The organism is Corynebacterium striatum ATCC 6940 (assembly GCF_000159135.1).
Lineage (GTDB): Bacteria > Actinomycetota > Actinomycetes > Mycobacteriales > Mycobacteriaceae > Corynebacterium > Corynebacterium striatum.
Genome location: NZ_GG667528.1, coordinates 180605 through 207504 on the forward strand (window position 1 = coordinate 180605; position 26900 = coordinate 207504).

Annotated in this window: 23 protein-coding genes and 2 tRNA genes; 11 read left to right on the forward strand and 14 right to left on the reverse strand. The window is 57.8% G+C overall.

The window, feature by feature from the left end; all coding sequences use genetic code 11:
* Positions 1-371 precede the first annotated feature (371 nt).
* From HMPREF0308_RS11265 to gltX, 3 genes are all read right to left on the reverse strand, one after another.
* Positions 372-444 (reverse strand) — tRNA-Glu (locus tag HMPREF0308_RS11265).
* A gap of 35 nt (positions 445-479) precedes the next feature.
* Positions 480-551, reverse strand: a tRNA-Gln gene (locus HMPREF0308_RS11270).
* A gap of 279 nt (positions 552-830) precedes the next feature.
* Positions 831-2339, reverse strand: coding sequence for a glutamate--tRNA ligase (gene gltX, locus HMPREF0308_RS11275; RefSeq protein ID WP_005531703.1), 1509 nt, complete (start codon positions 2337-2339; stop codon positions 831-833).
* Positions 2340-2558: 219 nt separating this feature from the next.
* Between gltX and HMPREF0308_RS11280 the strand changes: the two genes are divergently transcribed.
* Genes HMPREF0308_RS11280 through HMPREF0308_RS11310 form a run of 7 tightly spaced genes read left to right on the forward strand, consistent with a single transcriptional unit; the run spans position 2559 to position 11805 of the window.
* A complete protein-coding gene (locus HMPREF0308_RS11280) occupies positions 2559-5063 on the forward strand; it encodes a choice-of-anchor M domain-containing protein (protein ID WP_034657551.1) in 2505 nt (834 codons plus the stop codon).
* A 56-nt stretch (positions 5064-5119) separates the two neighbouring features.
* Positions 5120-6214 carry a choice-of-anchor M domain-containing protein gene (locus HMPREF0308_RS11285; RefSeq protein ID WP_005531705.1) on the forward strand — a complete coding sequence of 365 codons (1095 nt, stop codon included), beginning with the start codon at positions 5120-5122 and terminating at the stop codon, positions 6212-6214.
* Positions 6214-7734, forward strand: a complete 1521-nt coding sequence (locus HMPREF0308_RS11290; protein ID WP_005531706.1) for an anchored repeat ABC transporter, substrate-binding protein — start codon at positions 6214-6216, stop codon at positions 7732-7734. The genes HMPREF0308_RS11285 and HMPREF0308_RS11290 overlap by 1 nt, the downstream gene beginning before the upstream one ends.
* A gap of 57 nt (positions 7735-7791) precedes the next feature.
* Positions 7792-8712: a choice-of-anchor M domain-containing protein gene (locus tag HMPREF0308_RS11295; protein ID WP_114976225.1), complete on the forward strand. Its 921-nt coding sequence runs from the start codon at positions 7792-7794 to the stop codon at positions 8710-8712.
* Complete coding sequence (locus HMPREF0308_RS11300) at positions 8712-9443, forward strand: anchored repeat-type ABC transporter ATP-binding subunit (protein WP_005531708.1); 732 nt, start codon at positions 8712-8714, stop codon at positions 9441-9443. Before HMPREF0308_RS11295 ends, HMPREF0308_RS11300 begins: the two co-directional genes overlap by 1 nt.
* Positions 9440-10405 (forward strand): anchored repeat-type ABC transporter permease subunit, encoded by a 966-nt coding sequence (locus HMPREF0308_RS11305; RefSeq protein ID WP_005531709.1) that lies wholly within the window; start codon positions 9440-9442, stop codon positions 10403-10405. The genes HMPREF0308_RS11300 and HMPREF0308_RS11305 overlap by 4 nt, the downstream gene beginning before the upstream one ends.
* The gene (locus tag HMPREF0308_RS11310; RefSeq protein ID WP_034657527.1) at positions 10402-11805 is read left to right on the forward strand and encodes a choice-of-anchor M domain-containing protein; all 1404 of its coding nucleotides are present in this window, start codon (positions 10402-10404) and stop codon (positions 11803-11805) included. Before HMPREF0308_RS11305 ends, HMPREF0308_RS11310 begins: the two co-directional genes overlap by 4 nt.
* A 47-nt stretch (positions 11806-11852) precedes the next feature.
* Here the strand turns inward: HMPREF0308_RS11310 and HMPREF0308_RS11315 are convergent, their stop codons facing one another.
* Entirely contained in the window at positions 11853-12452 is a 600-nt protein-coding gene (locus HMPREF0308_RS11315) for a CE1 family esterase (protein WP_005531711.1), read from the reverse strand.
* 220 nt (positions 12453-12672) lie between these two features.
* Here HMPREF0308_RS11315 and HMPREF0308_RS11320 point away from each other — a divergent pair, with 220 nt between their 5' ends.
* Positions 12673-13776 carry an isochorismate synthase gene (locus tag HMPREF0308_RS11320; RefSeq protein WP_005531712.1) on the forward strand — a complete coding sequence of 368 codons (1104 nt, stop codon included), beginning with the start codon at positions 12673-12675 and terminating at the stop codon, positions 13774-13776.
* Positions 13777-13803: 27 nt separating this feature from the next.
* On the opposite strand, the gene HMPREF0308_RS11325 is transcribed toward HMPREF0308_RS11320, so the two are convergent.
* The 8 genes from HMPREF0308_RS11325 to HMPREF0308_RS11360 all read right to left on the reverse strand — a co-directional run bounded on the left by HMPREF0308_RS11325 (position 13804) and on the right by HMPREF0308_RS11360 (position 23389).
* Entirely contained in the window at positions 13804-14427 is a 624-nt protein-coding gene (locus HMPREF0308_RS11325) for a class I SAM-dependent methyltransferase (protein ID WP_005531713.1), read from the reverse strand.
* A 19-nt stretch (positions 14428-14446) separates the two neighbouring features.
* Positions 14447-15256 (reverse strand): fumarylacetoacetate hydrolase family protein, encoded by an 810-nt coding sequence (locus tag HMPREF0308_RS11330; RefSeq protein WP_172465258.1) that lies wholly within the window; start codon positions 15254-15256, stop codon positions 14447-14449.
* A 126-nt stretch (positions 15257-15382) separates the two neighbouring features.
* A complete protein-coding gene (locus HMPREF0308_RS11335) occupies positions 15383-16027 on the reverse strand; it encodes a 3'-5' exonuclease (protein WP_005531715.1) in 645 nt (214 codons plus the stop codon).
* On the reverse strand, positions 16028-17881 hold the full coding sequence (locus HMPREF0308_RS11340) for a DUF294 nucleotidyltransferase-like domain-containing protein (RefSeq protein ID WP_005531716.1): 1854 nt from the start codon (positions 17879-17881) through the stop codon (positions 16028-16030).
* Positions 17882-17902: 21 nt separating this feature from the next.
* Positions 17903-18919 carry a 3-isopropylmalate dehydrogenase gene (locus HMPREF0308_RS11345; protein ID WP_005531717.1) on the reverse strand — a complete coding sequence of 339 codons (1017 nt, stop codon included), beginning with the start codon at positions 18917-18919 and terminating at the stop codon, positions 17903-17905.
* Between the two features lie 120 nt (positions 18920-19039).
* Positions 19040-20626: a phosphoglycerate dehydrogenase gene (gene serA / locus HMPREF0308_RS11350; protein ID WP_005531718.1), complete on the reverse strand. Its 1587-nt coding sequence runs from the start codon at positions 20624-20626 to the stop codon at positions 19040-19042.
* Positions 20627-20691: 65 nt separating this feature from the next.
* Positions 20692-21564: a hypothetical protein gene (locus HMPREF0308_RS11355; protein WP_110092766.1), complete on the reverse strand. Its 873-nt coding sequence runs from the start codon at positions 21562-21564 to the stop codon at positions 20692-20694.
* A 31-nt stretch (positions 21565-21595) separates the two neighbouring features.
* Positions 21596-23389, reverse strand: coding sequence for a GmrSD restriction endonuclease domain-containing protein (locus HMPREF0308_RS11360; RefSeq protein ID WP_005531722.1), 1794 nt, complete (start codon positions 23387-23389; stop codon positions 21596-21598).
* Between the two features lie 398 nt (positions 23390-23787).
* Here HMPREF0308_RS11360 and HMPREF0308_RS11365 point away from each other — a divergent pair, with 398 nt between their 5' ends.
* Genes HMPREF0308_RS11365 through HMPREF0308_RS13410 form a run of 3 tightly spaced genes read left to right on the forward strand, consistent with a single transcriptional unit; the run spans position 23788 to position 24352 of the window.
* The gene (locus HMPREF0308_RS11365; protein WP_034657528.1) at positions 23788-23982 is read left to right on the forward strand and encodes a hypothetical protein; all 195 of its coding nucleotides are present in this window, start codon (positions 23788-23790) and stop codon (positions 23980-23982) included.
* Entirely contained in the window at positions 23979-24128 is a 150-nt protein-coding gene (locus HMPREF0308_RS13735) for a hypothetical protein (RefSeq protein ID WP_005531724.1), read from the forward strand. Before HMPREF0308_RS11365 ends, HMPREF0308_RS13735 begins: the two co-directional genes overlap by 4 nt.
* Positions 24125-24352: a helix-turn-helix transcriptional regulator gene (locus HMPREF0308_RS13410; RefSeq protein WP_080548658.1), complete on the forward strand. Its 228-nt coding sequence runs from the start codon at positions 24125-24127 to the stop codon at positions 24350-24352. Before HMPREF0308_RS13735 ends, HMPREF0308_RS13410 begins: the two co-directional genes overlap by 4 nt.
* A 489-nt stretch (positions 24353-24841) precedes the next feature.
* On the opposite strand, the gene HMPREF0308_RS13740 is transcribed toward HMPREF0308_RS13410, so the two are convergent.
* The gene (locus HMPREF0308_RS13740; RefSeq protein WP_034657529.1) at positions 24842-25060 is read right to left on the reverse strand and encodes a hypothetical protein; all 219 of its coding nucleotides are present in this window, start codon (positions 25058-25060) and stop codon (positions 24842-24844) included.
* 256 nt (positions 25061-25316) lie between these two features.
* On the reverse strand, positions 25317-26900 hold a 1584-nt coding region (locus HMPREF0308_RS11380; RefSeq protein ID WP_080548659.1), incomplete at its 5' end, for an ABC transporter ATP-binding protein.

The window sequence follows — 26900 nt, forward strand, 5'->3', positions numbered from 1 at the left end:
TCTAACAGCATTCGCACGAGGCTCCTACTTCTACGAGAGTTGGTTTAAAAGGAAGTTAAGGATTCTAGCGATGCTGCCTAGTCGAAGGCGTTAGAGTAGCGTCGGTGAAAATGATGCGTTTCAATATCCGCCATCTACTCTCCTTTCATCCGGTAACTGCTTGTATCTGCAGTCTAGGCACCGAATATCAGCCGCGGAAGCACTTTGGAGAACTTCCCAGTGGTCCCTCCCCTGGTACTTAAGCCTAAGACAAGAAGTGCTCGAGATTTAGCGCGCTGGTATGGGGTAAACAAGGACCGGTCCGCGCCGCCAACATAAGAAAAATCCCGAAACACGATCTTTAACGAAAGTGTTTCGAGATTTTCTATTTGTACCCCGTACGGGATTTGAACCCGTGTTACCGGCGTGAGAGGCCGGCGTCCTAGGCCGCTAGACGAACGGGGCATAGAACTGTGACTTCTGCTTAGCAGTCATCACTGCTGGCCTACCAGGACTCGAACCTAGAATGACGGTACCAGAAACCGTAGTGTTGCCAATTACACCATAGGCCATTATCGCTTTGAGCTTTAACCACCTTGGAGTCAAACCCCGCGGTGTTGCTCGCTGCAACGGTTTATTACTATAGCCACCGTTTCGGTTTTCACACAAATCGCAATGTCATTGCCGGTTTTTAGGGCTAATAAGGTGGCTTTGAAAGCGTTCTAATTACATCGATGCGCTTTGCCCGGTGGCGGCCATTTACAGGCGCCCACAAAGACAGCAGCCCCACTCCCAACGCATTGCGGGAATGGGGCCACGAGAAGTGCTTAGCTAGTAGCTACAGCTTGCCACTACTGCTGCGCGGGTGCCTGGAACGGCGTAACAGCCAGAGCGGCACGCAAGCGATTGAGGGTGGACTCCTTACCCAGGAGCTCCATGGACTCAAACAGTGGCGGAGAGACCTGCTGGCCGGAGATAGCTACGCGCAAAGCTCCGTAGGCCTTGCGCGGCTTCAGCTCAAGCTCCTCGATGAGGGCCTTGGACAGTACAGACTCAATGGCGTCCGTCTTCCACTCTTCCAGTTCCTCCAAGCGAGCAATAGAGACCTCCAGCGGCTGCACCGCATCTTCCTTGAGGTTCTTCTTTGCGGACTTCTCGTCGAGCTCCAGCTCAGCATCCGGAGTAACCAGGAAGCTCATAAGGCCATAGGCGTCGCCAAGCATCTTGATGCGGGTCTGTACCAGGTCTGCCACGAAGGCAAACTTCTGCTCGTCATAGTCAGCCGGGAAATCGGTGTACTCGGTCAGGTAATCACGCAGACGCTGCGCGAAGACCTCGGGTTCCAGCAAGCGAATGTGATCGGCGTTAATAGCCTCCAGCTTCTTCTGGTCAAAGCGAGCCGGGTTACCCAGAACGTCTTCCACATCGAAGTTCGCAACGAGCTCGTCCACAGAGAAAATGTCCCGATCCGCAGACAGGGACCAGCCCAGCAGGGACAGGTAGTTGAGCATGCCCTCCGGGATAATGCCGGCGTCGCGGTGATTAAAGAGGTTGGACTGCGGGTCACGCTTGGACAGCTTCTTATTGCCCTCACCCATAACGAATGGCAGGTGGCCAAACTCAGGGGTCTGCTTAGCGATGCCGAGTTCCTTCAGCGCCTCGTAGAGCGCCAGCTGACGCGGTGTGGAGGAAAGAAGGTCCTCGCCGCGCAGAACATGCGTGATGCCCATGAGCGCGTCATCGACCGGGTTAACCAGAGTGTAAAGCGGCGCGCCGTTGGAACGTGCAACAACATAGTCCGGCTGGGTCTCAGACTTGAAGGTCAACTCGCCACGAACGAGGTCCTTCCAGGTCCAATCCTGCTCCGGCATGCGCAGGCGCCACACCGGCTTGCGGCCTTCAGCCTCGAATGCAGCGATCTGCTCATCGGTGAGATCGCGGTCGTAGTTGTCATAGCCCAGCTTCGGGTCGCGGCCAGCCGCCTTGTGGCGCTCCTCCACTTCCTCAGCAGTTGAATAAGCCGGGTAGACGTAGCCACCCTCCTTCAGCTTCTCCAGAACATCGGCATAGATGTCCATGCGCTGAGACTGGCGGTAAGGCTCGTGCGGGCCGCCCGTAACAACGCCCTCATCCCAGTCCATGCCCAGCCACTTCAGCGAATCGATAATCGCCTGGTAGGACTCTTCGGAGTCACGTGCAGCGTCGGTGTCTTCGATGCGGAAGACGAGCTTGCCACCGGTATGGCGGGCGTAAGCCCAGTTAAACAGGGCTGTACGGACCATGCCCACGTGCGGGGTGCCGGTGGGCGATGGGCAGAAACGTACGCGTACGTCAGAAATAGTTTCAGTCATGCCGACCATGGTAGTGCAGGCGCTTTAGCGCCGTACCACCGGCCAAGCCTGCATCACCCCGCACTGCCCTCCCCATCGACGGGTTAAACCCAAATTGGGGTAACCGAAAGTCAATTTCATTAAGTTTTCCCAGCGACCACTATCGGGAGCGAGTTTCTGCTACCGGTAATGGTTGTCATTTTCTATAGTGAAGACCTCACATCAGAACTGAAGAAAGGTCTCCACACTGTGGCTCGTAACCGCACTCGCTATCTAGCTCTTCTCACTACCCTCTCGCTTCTCACACCTGGAGTGGCACTCGCTGGTCCTGACGACGGAAAAGCAATCGCAACCCAAAGTCACGTTGATTCCCCAAAGACATTTTGGGAAGGCGACAACTTTGTCCTAAAGTCTGAGCACAACTCAACCACGACGCCACTGCCAGATACCGTCGCGTGGATCGGAAAAGGCTGGGGCCGCGATGGTGGAAACCAGTACCAATTCACTCTTCCTGCAGATAACTCGTTCGACTTCATCGGAAAGCCCGGCGAAACCTACTACGCTGCTCCTCACAACCCTACTGGCTCCCACGATCCGATTTGGCTCGGCTTCGGCGCCGATGCAGGCTTGCCTGTGAAAAACTTCCGCGACGAGTACGCGTCCCTAGACATCGTATCTGTCGATGGTCCGGGCGACTTCGAGCTCTTCAACTACCACAACTCACCAGCCGACCTTCGCCGGATGCTCGGCACAACACCGAACTCTGCGCATTCTGCTGAGCTCACCGCTGGTACGCACACGCACAACTACACAATGTTCACGAAGCCTGGGCGTTACGAGGTCACCTACCGCACCACAGCGCGCAAGAAGGACGGCACGCTCATTGCTTCGGAGCCTACCACCACTTCCCTACAGGTAGGAGGCATGAAGCCTGCCGATAGCCCGACTCCTTCCTTGCAGGAGCGCTACGACGCTGCGGCTGACGGCGATGCCTCTGCGGCAGGCTACAAGCTCAGCATTGCTCCGAAATCCAATCCTGAAAAGGACGGCGACAAGAACCTGTCCACCATTAGCTTCAATGCAGAGAACAAGGCTTCGGGCACGTTAACGCTGCTTATCGGCGGCTATTTCCTCACCGATCTGCCCGTAAGCGATGGCGTGGCGCAGTGGGATGAGTTCCTCGGCCCACTGGGCTCTGAGATTCAGGCGGTCTTTACCCCTGAGGGCGACGCACCACGCTGGATCTCCGAAACGCTCGCCTACGCGCCGCAGAGGCAAGTATCGACGGATTCCGCCAAGTCCGCTGTCAAGTGGAACGAATCGCACAAGCCGCGCAATCTCGCGCCAATGGAAGAAACCGTTCCATCGACACCTGCATTCCATACGCGAATCGAGCGTGTCAACGATTCTGTATCCAAGCTGGTGGTCGATACCGAGGACAAGAGCTTCTCCGGCTTTATCAACGGCGGTCTTTACGAAGGCAACTCTAACTTCGCCACCGTCGATTTTGAAGGTGCGATCAACAATGGTCACGGCGAGTTCCTCTTTGAGGACGAGGGACTCTACAACGGGGCTAAAGTGAAGGTCACCGTCACGCCTCATCCAACTATTAAGGCGGGATCCGGCTCAGTCGTCTTGACAGACGAGTACGAGTTCGGAAAGACCTACGACGCCGACGGAAAGCTCGACGTAGCCGAGGCACCATCCGATGAAAATTCAGCCAATCCGACGACCTCTCCAGCAACCGAAGAGACCTCTGTCCCGGCAACGGAAGGGAAGAACGCCGAGGGCTCGGTGTGCTCTGCGAAGCTCTCCCTGGACCACGGTCACGTCGACATCATGGGTGTTCGCGAGGGCGATGCGTTTGAGACCAAGCTCAAGGATGAGACAAACATCGGTGCTTCAGGGCTGACCTACCGCAAGCTTGACGACGTCGTCTTTGCGGTACACAACAATGCAATGATCCCCCGCCCTGAGAACCATAGCAACCCAAGCTTCGATTTCATGGGCCCGGTCGGCGAAAAGACTTTCTTGCTTCCGCAGACTCAAAAACGCGACGTTATCTGGCCTGGCTATAACACCGAGAAACTCAATTACAAGGACTACAAGGACGGCGTCGTTCAGCTGAACATCAAGCCGGTTTCCATGCCTAAAGGGGCGTCGTTCGGTATGTGGCTCACCGGTAATCTCGGTGGCCCAGGCGAGATTCTCGTGGACTCCACTAAGGACGACTTCACGATCGACACCACGTTCCCAACGCACACCCATACTAACTGGGCTTTCTCTAAGCCAGGTACCTATGTGTTCGAGGTGACCTACACCGCTGAGACGACAGACGGTAAGAAGCTTGCTTCCCAGCCACAGCATCTCACCATGGCAATGGGTGACAAAGCTATTGCTGACTGTGCCGCGGATAAGCCAGAGCCAAAGCCTGCACCATCACCAGCTCCGACCACCGAGGAATCAGCACCAGCACCAGCACCAACACCAACGACGACCTCGGTCGCACCAAAGCCTGCCCCAAGCTCCACGTCTAAGGCCCCTGCTCCTAAACCAGCACCGTCTTCGACGTCGGCTGCACCTAAAACAAAGCCAACGCCAACGCCACAGCCGCAGGGGGAGGGTTCCTCCTTTAATCCGTTGTCGCTCGTGCTTCCAGTGGTCCTGGCAACTATTTTCCAGGCGTTCTTCAATTTCTACCGCGATCACCGCGCCCAAATTGACCGGTGGATGCGTGGTCTTACCGGACGCTAATCCGAGGACTCCCCTCGCCTCCCCAACTCACCCAAACTCATTCAGGACCCATTTTCATGAACTCACTCGTACGCCTGTTGGAAACGCCTGTCATCCATACCCGCCAGCTGTGGCGGAGGTTTAGCCTGCTCTTGGCATGTCTGCTAGCGGTGTGCATCGCACCGTGGCCTATGGCGCATGCACAGGAAGTATTCGATTCCGGGCACGTCGACGCGTTCTTCGTGTCTGCGCCCGATGGTCAGCTTTCTTTGTCTATGAAAGAAGACATCACGGGCGCTGCCGTGGAGCGACCAGGCAATGACGTGATTTTGAAAGTCAATGAGAACGCGTGGTCCGACGTCACTGAGAGCATCGACGGAATCGGCGAATCCACCTACTACCTGCCCCAGACGCAGCGACAAGACATCCTTTGGCCCGGGTGGGACACCCAGCCCGCCCAAAAGGCCGGCTACACCGACGTTGATCTCAAGTTCCGTGAAGTCAGCGGACCAGGTTCCGTCTATGTTTTCGAAACCGCTGGCTTTGGCGAGCTCAACGCCGTGACCAACTCCGGCTCACTGGAGTTGACCAGCGGCGATGTCATCAATCAGCCATACCCAGCGCACCGTCACGTCAACTGGGCGTTTAGCCAACCAGGAATCTATACCATGACGGTGCAGGCAGCCTCCAACGGCGACACCAGTAACACCGTCACCTACACCTGGGACGTGGGCGATGGACAGGCAGCGTCCTCGGATGAAGAAGCGTCCGAGGACGGGGACTACTCCGGTTCGGAGGAATCCTCCGACTCCGCTGCCTCCGGAGTATCCCGCAGCGGTGGCTCGTCCGCCGCGGGCCTTGCCGGTGCTGGAAGCGGCGCAGCTGCAGGTTCGCGCAACGGCTCCTCCCGAGGATCGTCCAACGGAACCACGGGTGACGGACGAAAAGCCAAGGCTGAACAGAAGAAATCCCGCAACAAGCACCACTCCAAAAAAGCCGCGGCCCACGCTGGGGAAGGTGATCCGGATACCGACGTCGAGTTGCAATCAGTAGCAGGTGCTTACGGGGAACCCAGGAGCTACTTGCCTTGGGGCATCGCAATCCTCGGCGGTGGAATGTTGGTACTTGGCTTGGGCGTTGCTCGTCTCGCATTGGCTAAGGCGCGCGACTAATGCAATACCCAATCCCTAGCCTTGGGCTGCGCAGATGCATGGTGCTGGGGGCGTCGTTAAGCGCACTCGCTCTCAGCGCCTGTACCAGTGCAGGCCAAGCGGAACTACATCCAGGCGCGACGACCAGCCCCGCGGCCTTGAACGTAGTAGCCACTACGCCAATCCTCGCCGACGTTGTTCGCAACGTCGCAGGACCTGACGTCAACGTCACCACGCTCATTCCTGCAGGCAAAGACCCGCACACCTTTGAGCCCTCCCTGCGTACCATCCGCGACGCAGCGAACGCCGACGTCACCTTCGCCAACGGTTATCTCCTCGAACCCCAAGCGCTGATGGACACCCTCCGCGAGACGTCGTCGGCTCCCGTCGTTGAAGTCTCCGATCAAGCCTCAACCCGTGGTGCAAAGCTGGTCCCACTCGTAGAAAACGTCGCCCTCGACGCCATCTGGCTGGGCCTGCGCATCCAGGATGCCCCAGCAAACTCTCACGCCGTTGAGCTGAGCATGGTTTCTGCAGAGGGGCCCGGGGATGTGTCCGCATACGTGGTCACTACCTTTGGCACCCCAGAAGTTCTTTTCAACAGCGCTGATGGTATCTCCGCCCGCGAGGACACCGCGCAGCTGCCGGCCAACGCTCATACCCACGTCTCCTGGGGCTTTTCCAAGCCGGGCATCTACCGCCTTGGGTTCCGCGCGAACTCCAGGGAGGGCGATACCGAGCCGACCGAAAGCACCGAGGTCACCGTGGCTGTGGGCGTTAACCCACCTGACGGGATGCAGGCACTTAGTGAAGGCCACGTGGACATCACCGCGAACATGGCGGGCAGCACCATTGACCTCCAAGACAACGGAAAGCATTTCGATCCAGCGACTACTGCCCTGGCACTTCCCTCTTCAACGCTGCAGGAGATTCCCCCGAACCCAAGCTATCGTTTCCTCGGCCGGCCGGGTTCGGAAACCTATCTTCTTCCCCAGGCGGTCTTGGGCAAGCACATCCACGGCGAGGTGGACCCGCACCTGTGGCACGACGTGGACAACGTCATTGCCGAGGCCGAGGTGATCGCGGACCAACTTGCCCTCGTCGATCCCACCCATGGTGCGGAATATCGCAAGCGAGCGCAATCCTATTCAGACTCGTTACGTCAGACCGATGAATACGTCGCAGCGCAGTTAAACGCCATTCCGCAAAGCCGCCGGCACCTGGTCACGCCGCACCACGGCTACGCCTACCTCGAACAGGGCTACGGAATGCAGGTGGCTGGTTTCGTGACACCAAACCCGGCAATCGAACCCTCACCCCGCGACGTCATCGCGCTGCGCCGCACGCTGGAAAACCTCCAGCTGCCCGCAGTCTTTGTCGAGCCCACTCAGCAATCAAGCACCGCCACGCTCACTGAAGCCGCGGCTCAACTAGGGGTGGCAGTCTGTCCCATTTATGGCGACACCCTCGACGAACGCGTCCCCACCTACATCGACTTCATGCGTTTCAACGCTGATTCGCTTCGCCGATGTCTGGCCTAACCCAATTCACGCCCCCTCGCTCGCACACACCGATACACACCACAGAAGGAAACACTCATGCATAGATTTTTACTGTCACCCGATACTCCACATGGTTCCCTCCTCGCCCGTCTCCCCGTGGTCTTCCTAGGGTTGGCCACCGCCTTGACAGTGCTGGTGACCTCGGTGGTTCCGGTTCCGAGTGCGTGGGCAGGCGATCTGGCCCAGGTGGTCTCGGGGGACGAGGAAATCGCGCAGCCTGGCACCGAAGCTGTCATCGACCATGGCCACGTCGATGTGGGCGCGCAATTTATCGACGGTAAAGCGCAGTTCTTGGCGCGTGACGATTCCGCCGCCACCCCAGTGTGGCGAGACTTGAACGATGTTGTGTTCAAGGTCGGCGATGACGCACAGCTGGCGCTGCCTGACGACGCCCAGTTCGACTTCGTTGGCGGCACCCCTGGCGAAAATGTTTGGGTTGTTCCGCAGACAGAGCAGGCCGGGGTGCCGTGGGTAGGTTGGAATACTCAGTCGCCCTCGCTTGTCGACGCCGTCGATCGTGGCGTCACCTTGGAGTTCCTCGGGCATTCCGGCCCCGGTGAGTTCTCCTTGTTCCTGCAAAACGGCGGCTTTGAGGCACCCCAAGTCCTCTGGTCCACTGCTAAGCAACAGCAGGAAGGCTTTTGGGTCGATCTCAACACCCACACCCATGCGAACTGGACCTTTACCGAACCCGGTGTGCATCAAGTAGGAGTCCGCTTCTCCGGCAAAACCAAGGACGGTAGTGACTTCAGCACAGACGGCGTCCTCACCTTTGCGGTGGGCAATGACACCGACGTGGCGGAGGCCCAAAACACCGAGTGGGATCCGGCCGCGGTAAATGAGAAAGCCGATTCTGGATTGGCGTGGTGGATATGGGCCCTCGTGGGGCTAGGTGCCCTGGTCCTCGTAGGTTCCGTGGCGATGCTCGTCGCCTCTTCACGCAGGGAAGGCAAATAATGGAAACCTCTAAGGTGATTAGCGCGGAGCGCGTATGTGTCACGCTCAGCGGTCGAAACGTAATCGAAAATGCTTCTCTGCGGGTTGACCGCAGTGAGTTCATCGGCCTCTTGGGCCCTAATGGTGCTGGCAAGACAACATTTATGCGCTCGATCCTGGGCCTCATTCCGTATCAAGGCAACATAGACCGCTCAGCTTCCGTGGGCTATGTTCCGCAGCGCCACGACGTGGAGTGGGACTTCCCTATAAACGTCTATCGCGCCGTCTTGGGCGGACGCACTGGACTTATCGGTTGGTGCCGACGCCCCAAGCGCGTGGATCATGAGGCTGCTCGCCGAGCGTTGGAGTTGACCAACCTCGAGGATCTGTCGCGTCGACCCATTGCACAGCTTTCCGGTGGGCAGCGCCAACGAGTACTTATCGCCAGAGCCCTTGCCACTGAACCGGAGGTCCTGCTGCTCGACGAGCCTTTCACCGGGCTGGATGCACCCAACACAGAGGAGTTGCTTTTCCTTTTTGACCAGCTGTGCCACCAAGGGACGAGCATCGTCATGTCCACCCACAACCTCGCTGAAGCCGCCCACTCCTGCCATCGCCTAGTCCTGTTCAACCGGGGTGTGGTGGCAGATGGACCAGCAGAGCTCGTGCTTGGCGACGCCGCCTCGTGGGTCGCTACGTTCGGTGTTCAGGCAGACTCTCCTTTGCTCTCCGCGATTGGAGTCGCCGCATGATTGAGGTGACATTAATTGACTTCTTTAGGGACCTGGCGAATCCGAACTTGGACTTTCTCGCGCGTGCGGTCGGGATTTCCATATTGGCTGCCATTGTCTGCGGTGTGGTGGGTTGCTACGTGGTGCTACGCGGAATGGCCTTCATAGGTGACGCCGTCTCCCACGCCGTGTTCCCGGGGCTGGCGGTCGCCTTCGCCTTGCAGGGTTCTGTGCTTTTGGGCGGTGCCGTCGCAGGGACTGTCGTGGCGCTGCTCATTGCGGGCTTCTCACAGCGTCGTAACCTACGGGAAGACTCAGTCATCGGAATCTTCTTTGCCGCATCTTTCGCGCTCGGTATGGTCATCATCTCGCGTGTTGAGGGCTACACGGCTTCCTTAACCAGTTTCCTCTTCGGAACACTGACGGGCGTGTCCCGCATTGATTTGTACACCGCTGCGGCAGTAACCGTCTGCGTGGTCGGCGTCATCGTGTTGCTCGGACCGCAGCTGACAGCCGCGTGTCTAGACAAAGAGACCGCCCGCGCGATGGGACTTCCAGTCTTCGCTCTGGACTTAGTTCTCTACCTGTGCGTTACCGCCGCGGTTGTCATCTCAGTGGGGACCATCGGCAACATCTTGGTGCTGGCCCTTCTCATCACGCCGGCTGCGACAGCCCGGCTGCTTACCAACTCGCTTGGCGCCATGATGTGCGCCTCTAGTCTCATCGGCGCCGCGGCGAGCTTCGCCGGTATCTACCTCGCATGGGCCATCGACCTGCCCGCGGGCGCGACCATCGTCCTAGTACTGACGGCCTTGTTCCTTCTGGCCTGGCTTGTCTCCCCGCTACTCCAACGCAGGCCGTCACGCCAGCCGAGAATGAATTCAACTAAGGACGCAGCCTCTCCAGGTTCTTCAACCCCATCCATTTCCGCCCCTGTAGCTAGCGAAACCCAGAACCAAACCGACAAGGAGCCTTCAGCATGAACTTCGTAAAACGACCACTCCGTTCCACGCTTTCTCATACTCGTCTCCCGCGCACAGCGCTTGCCTTGGGCGCAGCCGCTCTGCTGGGCACCGCAGCTCCCGTTCTCATGCCGACGTATGCCAACACCGCCGTGGCTCATGCCGAAGAATCATGCAGCCTTGCTAACGCTTACCGAATTACGAAGGGTCACCAGGATCTAGCGGTACGCGACGACAATGGCCCTTTGCGCTTTACCGTCGACGATGACAGCAGTGGTAGCCACGTGGAGCGCGAAGAGGGCGAGTTCGTCGTTATAGTAGACGACGCAATGACGCGCTCCCTCGACGATCTCGGGTTCCCAGGTATCTCTGGCAATGCGTGGCTCCTGCCGCAAAACCAGGAATACTCCCGCCCCTGGTTCGGTTTCTCGCTTCTCCACTTGTCCACGATGACGGACTCCGATACGGCACAGCTGACAATGGAGCTCAACAGCGCGCCGGCCGGTGGGCGTATCGTTGCATGGAAAGACGAGCTTACCGGTCACCAGCTGCTGCTCGACAGCGACGACCCCGGCATGGCGTGGGACTATTACCGTTCACACACTCACGTCAATCTTGGCTTTACCGAGCCTGGCGCATACGCGGTCACGTTTACTTTCACCATGTCCGATGGCTCCGAGCACTCCATGAAGGTGCCTTTCCTGGTGGGTAGCAATACCTCGGACTCGGAACTGTGCAATCTGGGCTTTGACGCTGGGGGGTCCACTGCTAAGCCAAAAAACAGGGCCCAGCAGTTGGCCAAGGACATAAATGATACTGGCAAAGCCATCGCCGGCCTCGACAAAACCCTAGCTGGAACGCTCAAGGAAGCAGAGAAGCTAGTAGGCAGCCCTAGTTCCGCAAAGCCCACTGCAACCAAGAACGCTAAGAAAGACAAGACAGGTTCCACGACGGCGAAGAAGACCTCGAAAGAGCCGACAAAGGACTCGTCCGACGGACAAAAATCTGGTGGCTCAGCTCAACGCGGTCAGACTGCACCCGCTATGCGTTCAGGCGGGACCACGAGCGACCACAGCCCAAAGAACTCCGGCTCAGGCAATTCCGGGAAAGGCACGGCCCAGAAAACAGCGGACAAACAGAGCGATAAGAAGACACAAGACGCCAAGGGCCATGGCCTTAGAAATCCAGCTAAAAGCCATAGTCTTGCCGCAGGTGACGAGCAAGGATATGTGGAAACAGATGCGCAAGAGATGAGCTACGAGATGCCATTGTTTAACTTTTGGGCAGGATTCCTCGCAGGAATGGGGGTATTTGCTTTGCTCCTCGGCACCGGCCTATTCGTGTGGGTGCAGTTCTTCCGAAACCGCAACCGACAAACCGATGTACCCGCCCAGCAGTTCCCGAGTAACACGCGGAGCTAGGAACTAATGCCTAGTGGCTGGGCTCCTCACCGGTCCTAGCCACGAGGCTACTTACGCTTGTCGGACAGGAAATTCCATACCTCGTTGGAGGTGTCCGGCTCATACCACCAGGTATGGTCGCCCTTGACCTTAAGCAGCTCGACGGTCTTCAGGCAGTTGTTAAAGCGGAGACGCTCAGCCATAGGACCGTTCTGCTCGGCTTGGAAGGTCATGTCACATCGGTTGCGATTAAGGTAACCACCGACCACATCGCGAACGGGAAGATACCCGGCCTCATGGTGAGTTCCGCCTTCATACTGCATCATGTGGTCATTGACACCATGCATGATGAGGGTGTGCATGGGCGCATCAACACAGTTGACCTCTACCGGGTTGTAGAAAGCACCGGAAACACTGGCAATAGCTGCAAATGTTTCCTGTGCGTGGCAGCCCAATACCGAGGTAAAGCCACCACCATTGGACATACCCATTGCGTATACGCGCGAGTGGTCTACGCGGTAATCAGCATCGACCGCGTCCAAGATCCGCTGGATGAAACGGATGTCCTCGCCATCGCGGGTCTTGGCATAGGGAGCCGCTTCCCAAGCACGCTCAAAGCCTTCTGGATAGACAATGATTGCCTCGTTAGCAGCGCCAGTACTACCCATTCGGGATTGGCTGAACTGGGCCGCTCACGACGAGGGCAGCAGCTCCTACAGCCATCGCCGAACGAGCTACCTTCTTCGTCCAATTTCCCAGGTTTAACACCGACAACTCCTTAATCAAGGGCAAAATTTACCCTTGTCACAATAGTCACATTCTTCACACAGGCATCTTTGAACGCGCGGAATTCTGTGAATTTTCAGCAAAGAAGTAAGCTAGATACCCATGCATGCGAACAGACCCTCCACGGCCCCCGACTTTTTGCTCTCCCGCGCCACAGGATCTGTCCGCACCCAAGGAGCGAAAAAGACCTTCACTGACACTGATGCCGCAATTAACGCCCTTCGAACTGGCAACGTAGAAATGATTGTCGGCGCCCTTCCCTTCAACCCTGACGAAGCTGTTGCCCTAACCGAACCCGCATCCATCATTCGCGAAGACGGACCGCTGGAACCACACGCGTACTACCGCCAGGGCACCCTCAATGCGCGCGTTACCGGTTTCGACCCAGAGCCCGAGGAACACCTGCGTCGAGTAGATGCTGCAATCGCCACGATTCAATCCTCAAAGCTTGACAAGGTAGTTTTGGCTCGTGGGGTAGACATCGAATTTGCCGCACCGGTCGACCCCCGATTCGTCGCAGCACGTCTTATCGATCTCTCCGCTAACCGTGACGGCTTCATCGCGGATCTCTCTCCAGCAGGACGTCCCGGCGCAATGTTGGTCGGCGCCTCCCCCGAGGTACTAGTCAAGAAACAAGGCTCGACTGTCACCGCTTTCCCGCTAGCAGGCTCTGCGCCACGCCAAGCTGATAAAGCCCGCGACCATTTGGCCGGGCAGGACCTACTACGTTCCGCGAAAGATCTCCACGAACACGCCTTTGTGGTCGATCACTTGCGCCGCATCCTCAGCCCGCTGTGTACCACTCTCGACGCGCCGACCACCCCAGAGCTGATCAACACCAATGAGATGTGGCACCTAGGCACGCCTATCGCCGGCACGTTGAAAGAACCGGCGCTCACCGCGCTAGAACTTGCCATGCTGGTTCACCCCACCCCAGCTATTTGCGGCACTCCAACTGAGGCTGCTCAAGCGCTCATTGAAACTGCGGAATCCGACCGCGGCTTCTATGCCGGCGCCGTTGGCTGGTGCGATTCCTCTGGCGACGGCGAGTACATGGTCGCCATTCGCTGCGCCGAAGTCGCAGGCGACGGCCTCTCCGCGCGAGCTTGGGCCGGTGGCGGAATAGTTGAATCCTCTAACTCTCAAGAAGAGCTCGCCGAGACGAGCGCAAAGCTACGCACCATCCTCAAGGCTTTGGGTCTCTAGCTTTCGGAACGCCGAACCCCTAGCCCTTTAGCCAGCAGCTTCAGTTGGGCGCTTGGCCACCAAAACCACGTCGTGGGAATGGTGGGCACCTGCGCCGCCCTCGACGCGGCGTTCCCGCTTATCCAGCTTGACCACCTCAAGCTCCTTGAGGTTCTCCGCAAGCCACGCGGGCATGGCAACGGCATCTGATTCAAGATCGTGGTGAACAAAGACCAAAACACCACCAGTCAAGGCCTCAAGCTTAGCCACGCCCTCCTCGGTTGCCGGGATACCGCCATAGTGCACCGACACCAAATCGAAAGGTTCGTGCTCAAACTCGTTATAGTCTGCCACCTCTGCATACAGCCCACGATCCAAGCAACGCTGCACAGCAGTCGGCGCAAAGTCTATGCCGAGTGCCTCCCACCCGCGGTCAGTTAACCACTGGAGGTCCGCGCCTTCGCCACAGCCGACGTCAAGCGCGGTACCGGGCCGTAGCTCAGCTACTTCGTCAACCAACGTTGCGTTCACATTGCCAGACCATATCTGTTGGCTCTGTGCGTAGCGTTCCTCAAACTCTTCCCGGGTGGGCAGATGCCCTGGGCCATGAGTTGACCCATGCCCCTCATTATCGTGCTCATGATGATTGTGCATACTGTCCACGTGGGGCATGGGTCTACCTTTCGCCAAATTAAGCGCGTTCGATCGGGTTGATCAGCGAGCCTAGACCCGGAATCTCAATCTCGATGGTGTCGCCCGGAACCATCGGCGCTGTACCAGCCGGAGAACCGGTAGTTACTACGTCGCCAGGCAGCAGCGTATAAGCCGCGGAGATCTCCTCCAGGATGCCGCCCATCTTAACGATCATCTGGTCAGTGTTGGAGTCCTGCTTCTGCTCACGCTTGCCATCGTGGGTCAGGTAGGCGTTGATCTTCTGATCATCCAGGTTCAGCGAATCCAGGTCCGTCTCAATCCATGGCCCCAGTGGACAGAAGGTATCAATGCCCTTTGCACGCGCCCACTGGCCGTCCTTGAACTGCAGGTCGCGGGAGGAAACGTCATTGCAGATGACGTAACCCAAAACGTGGTCTTTCCAGTTCTCAGCCTTGATATTCTTAGAAACCTTAGAGATAACAACGGCCAGTTCGCCCTCGAACTCTACGTTGGTGGCAAAGTCCGGAATCTTGATCGGCACATTCGGCCCGACGACCGCGGTCGATGGCTTGATAAAGATTGTCGGCGGAAGGTGCTCAGCAGACTCCTTGAAGACCTCAGCCACGTGGTCCGCGTAGTTGCGGCCCAGGGCAACAACCTTGGTGGGCAAAGTCGGGGCGAGCAACCGTACGTCACTCACCTTCCATTCGCGTCCGGTAGGTTCTGGGGTGGTAAATGGAGTGCCGGAGATTTCCTTAGCCACAAGCTCCTCGAGCGGAGCGTCCTTCGGCCCGTCGATAATGGCAAAGCAGATTCCTTCTGGGTGAGCAATTCGTCCTAAACGCATAACGGCCATGCTACCAATATGGGATCTTCACACGTTAGCTAAGGTCATATTTGAATTCTGCGAATTCCTCCAAGACCTCTCCCGCACCCAGCGTGGACCCGTGACCTGAAGCTTAAATCGCATAACCTATCGCCGCTCCGACGCCGCCACCACTTGTTTCAACGTCATCCCCGCAAGGTCGTGGCGCATGGCAAGAAAGAGCTCGGCGCATGCCTGGGCGTCGCTAAGTGCATTGTGATTGCCGTAATTGGGCAAGCCGTAACGCTGCCGAACGCGCGCAAGGCGGAGATCCTCCCCACGCGGGTACGTGGCCATGCGTTCCATGTGGCGCCGTTCCAACGCAAAGGTATCAACCACATCAAGGCGCGGCGCAGCTCCGTAAATTCGCTTGCAGGCGGCCTTAAGAAAACCCACTTCAAGCGCTGCGAAGTGCGCCAGCAACGCCCGCCCCTGCAAGGCTTCGCGCAGTCTCGATATACCTTCTTTTTCTGCAACGCCCGCATCCACCACGTCCTGGGTCAACATGTGGATGTGCACGGACTGTTCAATCTGGCCGGCAGTAGCTCCCTTAATCAGCACGTAATCGGCGCCGCCGAGATCGATAACACCGCCGTTAATGGGTACCCAGCCAATCGAAACAATCGCGCCTTCTCTTGGATCCAGCGACGTGGTTTCCATGTCGACAGCCAACAGCGGAAGGTCCTCTAAGCGCGTGCGCGGATCGGGACGCTGCCAATCCAGGTGCTGCACGAAGCGATCAAAGAGTCCCATCTAGATGTTCCTCACGGGATACTTCGTTGCAAGGGCATTCTGCATGCTCTTGATCGCGCGGAATGCGTCGCGCAGGCGCTCGCGCTCGAGGCGGCCCAGCTGTTTCGGATCGATGTGATAGTCCGGCGCAATGCCATCGCGCAGCTGCCGTGCTTGATGCGCGAGAGTAAGTGAACGCAGGTAGTCGAAGGCGTCGAGAAGCTCCTGGGCTCCCGCCTTGCTTAGCGAGTCCCCCGCAGCCTCCCGCAGACGCTTGCGGGTATCGACCTCCTCGCTGCCGATGGCCAAAGCGAAAAGGCGCGCCATCTGCACGATTCCCGCGGTACCGCCCTTCTTGATGTCTAGGGTGTTGGCGTATTCACCGTCCCTTTCCACCACCAGTCCGCGGAAGAAGGTCAGCGGCGGTTCACGGCGGGCAGCCAAACTCGCCAGGTGCGCATGCATGCGGCGAGCCCCCTTGCCCATGGTCACAGCCGCAGAATGGACGCGCTCGCCCAGTTCCCGGCTGCCGTAGAGGACGCGGAAGTCGAAGAAGATCTGCGCATTGAGCAGCGCGTCCGGCTGCGGTGCGGTAATCCATTCGTGGAAGGTCTTCTCCCACTGCGTCACCGTCATGCGCCACTGTGGCGTCATCGCCATCATCTCTCCCGGGCACAGCACCTGGCCGGCCTTGTCCAATCCGGTGCACACGAACAAAGATAGTCGCGCAAAGTACTCCCCATGGAGAGCTTCGTCATAGTCGTCCGCCAACACCAGCGCATTGTCCTGGTCGGAGGCAAGCGCCATCTCTCGCCGGCCCTGGGAACCCACCGCCACGAAGGCGTAGTCGACTGGTGGGGCGCCCAGCTCGCGCTCGGCAAGCACACACAAACGCCGCGCGATTGCGTCTGCCGCGATGGTGATGAGGCTCGCTGCTTCCGAAGGCGTGGAGCCGCGCTCGACGTAGCGTGCTGCGAGTGCGGTGGCCTCGTTGAAGGAACCAGCAAGCTCCTCGGCAGAGTTCTTGCGGGAAAGATCCGCAGTCAGATAGAGCGGGTCGTTCTGCAACAAACGCGTGATGTCGGATTGGGTAACGATGCCGCGCAACTGCCCTTTGGCCACGACGGGCAAGTGATGGATTCCTCGTTCTGCCATGTGCAGCAGCGCTTCCATGGCCGGCGCGCTAGCGTTCACGGTGACCGGAGTACACGTCATAATCTCCGCGATCGCCTCCTGCGGGTCACGGCCTAATGCAAGAACCCGCGAGCGCAGGTCCCTATCGGTCACAATTCCGGTCAGTTCCCCACCGTCAACCACGAGCAGGGAGGACGCGCCATGCTCAGACATGAGTTGGGCAGCTGCGCTTATCGACGTCGTGGAATCGGCCTGCAACGGGTCCGTGCGGGTGATCTCTTCAATAGGTGTGCGCAGGGCGTCGCCCGTGGTGGCGTCCGGCAGCTCGCGCGCAGCGGCACGGATCTGCCGGGACTGCGCCGAGAAGAAGCGCGCGATGTCCGGGTTGCGCTCGGCGAGTTGAGTAAAAGCTTCTTGTGGCAGGCGAAAGACCAAGCAGTCTTCCACGGCGATCATCTCGTAACGAGATTCCGGCTGCCCCATTAACGTGGAATAGCCAAAGGTCAGCCCGGGATCGCGACGATCCAAAAGCACGCCATCTTCACCGAGGACATCGATTGCCCCGGTACGGATGACATGCAGAAAGGAGTTTTCTTCGCCAAGAAGGACTATGACATCGCCGCGGCGAAAATACGCAATGCTTAGGTGCGCGGGCAGCGCGTCGAGCTCCTCCTCCGGAAGGCGGGAGAAGGGCTCGTGCTGGGCGAGGAAACTGCGGACCTCGTCTAATTCAACGCTCATGCACCCACAGCGTAGCGATTTTTAGGTCAGTGCGGCGGCGATTCGGTCACCAATTTCGGTGGTGCCGAGCTGCTCGCTACCACGAGCGGAGACGTCGGCGGCAACGGCTTCCTCGATGCGCACCGCATTGGTTTCGTCGCCAATGTGACGCAGCAGCATCGCTGCAGACAAAATGGCAGCGGTTGGATCAGCAATGCCCTTTCCCGCAATGTCCGGCGCCGAGCCGTGGACCGGCTCAAACATCGAAGGGTTGGTGCCGGAAGCATCGATGTTGCCAGACGCGGCCAGGCCGATACCGCCGGTCACAGCGCCAGCCAGGTCGGTGAGGATGTCGCCGAAAAGGTTGTCGGTGACGATGACGTCGTAGCGGCCAGGATCAGTAACCATGTAAATCGTGGCGGCGTCGATGTGGTTGTAGTCCACGGTGACCTCAGGGTATTCCTTAGCCACCTCTTCTACGGTGCGCTGCCACAAGCCACCGGCATTGACCAGGACGTTGGTCTTGTGAACCAAGGTCACATGCTTGCGGCGGCCCATTGCGCGTTCGAAGGCATCGCGAACAACGCGCTCAACGCCGAAGCGGGTGTTCTGGGAGACCTCGGAGGCTACCTCGTGCGGAGTGCCCTCGCGCAGGGTGCCACCGTTGCCGCAGTACAGGCCCTCTGTGCCCTCGCGGACGACGACGAAGTCGATCTCTCCTGGGTTCGCCAGCGGCGAGGTAGCCGTCGGGTACAGCTTGGAGGGGCGCAGGTTCACGTGGTGGTCCAGGGCGAAACGCATCTTCAGCAACAGCCCACGCTCCAGGATTCCCGGGGGAACCTGACCTGGCTCGCCGATAGCACCCAGCAGAATTGCGTCGTGCTCGCGAATAGAGGCGAGGTCGGCATCGGTGAGGAGCTCGCCATTGCGCAGGTAGCGTCGCGCACCCAAGTCATACTCGGTGGTCTCGATGTCGTCCCGTACCGCGTTGAGCACCTTGAGGGCCTCTGCAGTAACTTCTGGGCCGATTCCGTCTCCGCCAATAACCGCCAGTTTCATTTTGCGGGATTCCTTTCTCACAATATGGATACATCGGCCACAATAGCAGACCCCCATACATTCCGCATGCAGCGGGAACACATGGGGGTCAGATTGACGGATTAAGCAGAAAGCGTCAGGCTAGGCGTCCAGATCCAGCTGGACACACTCTGCACCGAGGGCAACCTTGATGTCCTCAACCAGCTCTTCTGCAACCTCGCGCTCGACGCGCAGAATAAGCACGGCGTCGGCTGGCGTCTTGCCCTGCGTAAGAGCTGCAGCGACGATGTTGATGCCGGCAGCGCCGAGCTTCGTACCCACGGTACCCAGGGCGCCTGGGGCGTCATCGTAGCTAAAGAACAGGTTGCGGCCGGTGGCGCGCATGTCGAAGCCGCGTTCATTGATGCGAATGAACTTCTCAACGCCGTCGATACCCGTGATAGCACCAGTGAGCTGCGACGTCGCGCCGTCCGCACCAATGACGGTGACAACAAGGGAGGAACGCTGACCCTTGGACTCGGTGTGAGTGCGAACCTCAACATTGACGCCACGGGATTCTGCGATCTGCATAGCGTTGACGAAGGTGACTGCTTCGGAGACCACGCCGCTGAACAAACCGCGGACAGCGGAGAGTCCCAGCGCAGAAACATCCTCGTTGGAAAGCTCACCACGGGCCTCGACCTCGATAGCCACGGGCGCCTGACCCAGCAGCTTGCCAGCGGTAAGGCCCAACTTACGAGCTAGGTCGAGCCAGCCCGCAACTTCTTCGCCCACACGACCACCCGAGACATTCACGGCATCTGCCACGAACTCTCCAGCCAGCGCCTTGAGAACCGAGTCTGCGACGTCGGTACCAGCACGATCCTGGGCCTCGACGGTCGAAGCTCCCAAGTGCGGGGAAACCGTCACCTGCGGTAGCTCGAACAATGGGGAATCTGTGCACGGCTCGCTGGCATAAACATCGAAGCCAGCACCGCGGTGGTGACCCGCCTTAATGGAATCTGCCAACGCCTGTTCGTCGACGAGTCCGCCACGCGCCGCATTAATGATGATCTGGCCTTCCTTGGCCTTGGCAAGCAGCTCGGCGTCGAACATGCCGGCGGTTTCCTCAGTCTTCGGCAGGTGAATCGTCACAAAGTCAGCACGGGCCATCAGTTCTTCAAGCTCGACAAGCTCCACGCCCAGTGCTGCCGCACGAGCCGGGTTTGCATAAGGGTCGTGCGCGATGATGGTGGTCTCAAATGCTTTCAAACGCTGAGCGAATAGCTGACCGATGTGGCCAAAGCCAACGATACCGATGGTCTTGCCGTATACCTCGACACCCTTGAAGCAAGAACGCTTCCATTCCCCCTGACGCAGCGACTGGTCAGCCGCTGGAATCTGGCGTGCTGTGGCAAGCAACAAAGCAATTGCCTGCTCACAGGCGCTGTGAATGTTGCTGGTTGGGGCGTTAACGACCATAACGCCACGCTCGGTGGCTGCGGGGATATCGACGTTGTCAAGGCCCACACCTGCACGGCCAACAATCTTGAGGTTGGTGGCCGCGGCGAGCACCTCGGCGTCGACTGTAGTGGCGGAGCGCACCAGCAATGCATCAGCTTCTGGCACCGCCGCAAGCAACTCAGCACGGTTGGGACCGTCGACCCACCGAACTTCTACTGAGTCGCCCAAAGCGGCGACGGTGGACTGAGCAAGCTTATCGGCGATAAGAACAACCGGCTTCGACATGACTTCCTTAACTTGGTTGGGAGGGCGAACGCATACCTAACGCATACGTTGCATGGAAGTGTAGTTTATTCCTTCCATCCGCGGGAAATTTTTGCGCTAAATTCTTTCGCTGAACCGAATTCGGGGCCAAGGGCAACTACCGGCCCTTCTTCTAACCCAGCTACCATCGCAGCTCCTACCTTCGTGGCGCTGGGGTCAGGGTCGGGCATGATTAAAACGGTTCCGCCGTATGCATTGGCATTCACAACATTTGCAATGGGACTCTGGGAGGTCGCAACGATATTCGGTGACATCTGGCCATCCCTACGGGCCGAACCAGGGATTGCAGGCATCTTCTTATGCGAGATTTGCTGTGGCAGCGGCTCCCAAGCCGCCTTCAATTCAATCTTTTCATTCGAGTCTAAGGCAGCAACTTCCTCCACCATACGGTTGGGATCGACAATCACTTTGGAGGTAAACCCAAACGCAGTGTACTCGCCGAGCGCCTTGGTATTGCCGGGGTCACGGACCACTTGGTGTTGCCTCTCCTCGCCAGGGTAAAAGGCATCCGCAAACGGCACCTTGCCCACGGTCACGATAAGGTTGGCGCCGACGTCTTCGGCCAAGCGGTATATATCATTGCGCACCGAATCGTCATAAACCACCATCGGCGCTCGTTGGGAGACTGCAATTGAGGCAGCACGCAACTTAGCTGCGTCCGAGTTCTCAGCCACAAAGAGCGTATGGGACTGTTTGAAGAACAGACGTGCCGACTCAAATCCCCACGGGTCTTGGACAACGGTGGTCTTCCCCACAAAGGCAGGATCGATCAGTCGGTTGGTGTTTTCAGCCGCCGCCCGCGCCAGATCGATGTCTTCATTTGCAAGCTCCGCCAGCTCAGGGGTGACGAGTTTTTGACCGCGACCAATGTCAGAGCAGCCGCCGATGGTGGGAACCATTACGGCGGCTAACGACAGCGCGAGGAACTGCCTAACGCGCAAAGGCCTGCGGGCCCTCCTCGCCGCCAGAGAGGTTTGCTTCGTCGACATCGCGGATAACCTGCTTGTCCAATGCATACTCGACAATTCCTACGAACCGCTCACGGCGGTCAATAAAGAATTCCTGGGCACGGGTAGAACGGAAAAGATCGATGTCGAGCTCATGGGAGGACAATACCTCATCGAACTCAGCATCCTCCATGATGGACTTAGACTGCACACGCGGCAGGTACCGTTCAGGCGCGTAGCCATCGAGCACGACTTCCGTGCGCTTACCCATTGGGGTGCGGTTGAGTACCGAGTTTGCCAGCACCTCGCTCACGCCATGACGCTTGCACCAGTTGAGTGGGAAGACCGGGAAGAACCCCGGCTTCAGCTCCTCGAAGGTATTGCGATTGAATTCGGTTCCCGTACGCCAATCGCGAGCACCGCGGGCCATCAACAGTGCGTAGAGGCCATGCCAGACGCCATCGGATTCGTCGATGGAAAGCAGACGAGACTCGCGGAACGTTGCGTCTTGGACGGTCTTCGGCACTACCTCGGACTCCCCTGCCACCCATGCGGTGACCTCATCGACGTCGCGCGCTGCACGCAGCTTAACCGCGGAAGAGCCGTAAAGCTCACCAAACACGCCACTCCAGAACCACTGATTGAGGCGATCCCACGCCTCCTTCTTAGAGAGCACACCGTGGCGCTCGGCCAGACGAGCAAGGATGACGGCGAGCGGAATGATCTGCTCATTGTAAGGAACCTGTTCTAAGCTCAGGATGCAGCGCTCCGCAAGGTACTCCGCAACCTCTCGGAACGTGATGCGCAGCGTTGCCGACGCCGCCTTGTACTCCGCGAGCGAAAGCTGCAGGATGTCCTCGCGCTGCCCACCCGCCTTGCCTTTCTCACCGGAAACATAAAGGGATACCGCAGAAAGGAACTCGTTGCGTCCAATACCGTCGAGTGCTGGAGAGCGGCGCAGATCAGCCTCTACCGCTGCCCAATCCTGCGCCAAGTGGAAATCAGGATCCTCTGATGCAAAGACGGCGGTCAGGAGGTCGAATACGTCCATCTGCAAGCCAGCGGAATTGGCCTGCGCGAAGATGGAGCCCACGCCAGCGCGAGCGGTCTCACGAGACAGACGGATCATCGGTACGTCGTAACCAGACAGGGGGCGCAAAATGCGGTTGTTGAACGCCGATACGACGTCGCGGTTCACGCCATCGTGTGCCGCAGCCAGCTCAAAGAGCATGCTAGTGCCCTCTTCGCTGAGAAGCGCCGAAACCGGGATGCAGCAAGCATCAAGCGCGGTTTCGCGGTCCACAATTGCGCCCTCAATATTTGGGGCAAAGTGCGAACGCAGCTCGCCATGCTGGTTCACAGCAAACACCGCCTCATCGGGCATGATCTCCTCCGAGATTGCCTTGTGCAGATCAACGTAGAAAGTACGGGTGATCTTCTTCGAACGGAAGTCAGTGGTGTCGACCGAGCCATTGCCGCGGAAGCAATGGTACAGCGTGGTCAAGCGCTGTTGGCCGTCCAGTAGCAGCAAGCCAGGATTAACGCCAGTATCGGGCGCGCCGGCGAGAGGACGCGGCCTAAAACGCATCGTTTCATTTCGTGTATCGAGCGCCATCAGAGCACCCACTGGGTAGCCGCGCAGCACGCTAACAATGAGGGAACGAATGCGGTCCTCATCCCAGGAGTAGGCACGTTGGAAATCCGGAAGTTGAATATCGCCGCGGTCGATGCGTGCGAAGAGGTCATTAAGATCGTAGCTTGGCGTGGTAAAACCCATGGTTCCGACTGTACCCCTGCTCCCAGCATCTTGCCCGTCCAGAAATATATCTCACATATTCCGACAAAATCGGACTCTAAAACCACAAATGCGCCGCCTAATTAAGCAGTAACATCGAGCGGGTTCTTAACCCAGCTCATCAATAATCGCCAGATTCGCGACCAGCGGCATCGGGATAGTCACAGGTCAGAAACATGCCACCTCGCCACCCTCGCCACCCTTGCCACCTCTAGCACGGTTGCCAGCCCGTTTGTGGGATCTTTGCGTGATCGAGCCTGCAATCCGACGCACAACAGGACAGATTAAATATCAGGGTCGAAAAGTTTCCGATTTTCGACTTACCCATAGCGTCCTAGCGCGCTATAATAAAGGTACTCCTTAAGAGAGGAGGTGAAGCGATGAGCGAAATTGCACAGGCAATAGCCGCCACAACAGCGGCCATAATCGCAATCAGCACTGAAGCCCGAAAATGGTACGAAACCATGAGAGGCTCCAAAAACGCAAAAAGTAAGACCCCGATTCAGGATGCAACAACCATTCTGAACCGGGGCTTGCCCCCCATACTTCCACACCACAGAAAGGAAAGACAATGAAACCACTCGAGCTAGCCGCCACCTACACAATCGGCGCATTCCTGCTCTACGCCTTCACCGGCTACAAATGGACCCTCGCACTCGGCGGCGCCCTCGCACTATCCGCAATCGCACGCCACATCTACCAACCCGAAAACGCAGCATGAAACCAATCATCACCGACCGCGACACCGGGCGAGAGCTCTGGCGAGTAAAAGAATGCGCCGCACACTGCGGAATAAAACCATCGACCTGGACCACCTACGTCGCCCAAGGGCGCACCCCGCAACCCAGCGGCCACTTCGATGGCCGCACACCACTATGGGACGCCAATGAGGTAGCCCAATGGCACAACTCCAGGCCCGGCTCCCCCGTCCCCAATCACCCATAAAACGACAAAGCAGCCCCTTCAACGATCTCCTCGACCGCTGAAGGGACTGCTTCACGCCAAAAACCTGCTCCAACTCGTCCGCAATCGGCAACTCATCGACCGACTCCTGGTACCGTAAACGCCACTGACGAATGTAGTGCACAACAATAAAATACCGCGACCGCCAAACCTCGAGCTTGTCCCGCAATAAACTAACCTCAACGCGCAGTTGAGCAATATCCTCGTCGCGTTCCGCGAGCTGCTTATTCGTCCATTCCTGAATCTGCTGGGTAAAAGCCTCCCATTCAAGACCACGGGCTTCAATATTTGAACTGCTCCCCATAATCCGGACTGTGTTGCCACCTCCGTGGCGGTGTCCTCGGTGGTGGCGGTTGCTTCTTCTGCCATGGTTAACCTCTTGGGTTAGTTTTTGGGCATAAAAAATCCCCCGCCACCTACCAGTGGTGTAGGGGTAGTAGCAAGGCGGGGACTCGCTCCCCGCAGGTGTGACTACTTCATGCTTTCGTCGGCGCCAAGCGCCGAACGTACTTCTGGGGAAACATCGTTCACATCGGCGACATCCACGATGAGGTCCGGTTCGCCAGAGTGCTCGAGGAAGCGCCGCTTGGCTTCTTCCATAGGAACCTCCGATTCGGCGCAATCGAACAGGAAATCCTGCATCGAGTCACCGCGTGCAGCGTCATCGATGCCCATGAGGTTCTTCGACATTACGGTAGCGCAGTGGATAATGCCATGAAGGGGTGCCCTCTGCGACAGTAAGTCCGCCAACTGTTGCGTTTGATCAGTGTCCGTCAAGGCACATTGGCATGCGTGTGCAACCCCATCGAATTGAGAAGCATCCGTTTGAATGCTGGAAGCCGCTTCATGCGAGGCGAGCCATGTATAGGACACGTCGTATCTCTCTCAATAGCCGGGACACAACTGCCCGACGATACCCCTGGTTGCACCGGTGACGAGAACGTGTTTACGCATCTGAAGACTTCCTACTATTCGGTGTACTTTCAACGATTCTGCCATCGGCGACTGTTAGAATCCGTTCTGCCAGATTCACGATGTTTGCATCGTGGGAGGTGAAGATGACCGTAGCATCGGTTTCCAAGAGCCTGCTCATCGACAGCTTTGCTGACATTGAATCGAGAGCGGATGTCGGCTCATCCACAAGAATGACCGGTGATTTTTGCAGGACAGCACGGATGATGGCAACTCGTTGCCGCTCCCCGCCCGACAACCCGCTATTACCGGAACCTACTAACCTGCCTAGTCCATCGGTGCTGGCGAAGTTTTCCAGCCCGAACTGACCTAGCATTGCGATAAGTATTTCGTCGTCGACACTCTTCCCTGTCCCGAGGATTAGGTTCTCTCTGAGCGTGCCCGGAAGCAAATCGGGCTCCTGTTCAACATACGTAACCATAGTTCGAAGAGCCCTCCTGTTCCAGTCCTCAAGATCTTTCTCTCCGACACGGATATGGCCGGCCGAGACGTCATAAAACTTCAACAGAAGACTAAATATGGTGGTTTTCCCGGCGCCAGAAGCTCCTGTAAGTGCTACTTTCTCGCCAGCTTGAATAATTACGGTTGCATTATCTAAAATGGTCCTTCCGTCTCGGCCATACGATACCGACTCGAACTCGATGGATCCTGGGGGAACGGTCCTAGGTGCTAGAAGCGAATCCTCCCCAATTGAATCTTCAACTTCGAGGCTGAAAAGCTGGTTAATTCTGTCCAGCGCTCCCCTAGCCTCAAAGAAGGTGCCAAGAGACTGAGACACCTGCACAATGGGGGCAAGCATCAGAAATAACGCGGTAACGAAGACGGTAAGTGCCTCTCCCGACAAATCACCGTTGCTCAACCTAATGGACCCGAAAAGAACGACCGCGAGAAGTGCCATGTAGGAAGCTACAGTGCTCAAGGGCTCAAGAACGGCTTCTACAAAACTCATCCTTCTCCGATTTCGGTAGGCGTAGTCTATCTCGGCTGACAAGTTGCCAATGACCTTCGTCTCTACGCGAAAAGCTTTAATAGTTCGAATTGCCGATAACGCCGACTGTAGGATTTCTCCGAGCGCTGCAAGATGGTCCTGAACGTTTGACGAGAGATTTTGCAAAGAACTTGAGATAACCACAATGATGACTAAGGCCACCAGCAACACTGCAACAACAACCAAAAGCAATTTCCAGTCCACCACCGCCATATAAATGAGTGCACCAATGATGACAGTGAATCCACCTACGAAATCAGTGAGGGTGGAAGAAAAAGCAGTACTGACGATGGAGGTGTCTGAAGTGACCCGTGTGGTAAAGCTACCTGCCCCTCCTTTCTCAAACTCTCTCATCCGCAGGTAGAGAAGATGATTTGTAATCTTTTTGCGCATGTCGCGGACTGTTCTATCCGCTGCGATGGAGACCACGTACATTGTGGCTGCTGTCAAAACAGATGTACCCAGAATAGTTAACAGAAGCAGCATGAGAGGTTGCTGAAGCTTTCCGCTACTCACACCTGATATCAACTGTCCGACAAGTGCGGGTTGAAAAAGAGTAACAGTGGTAGA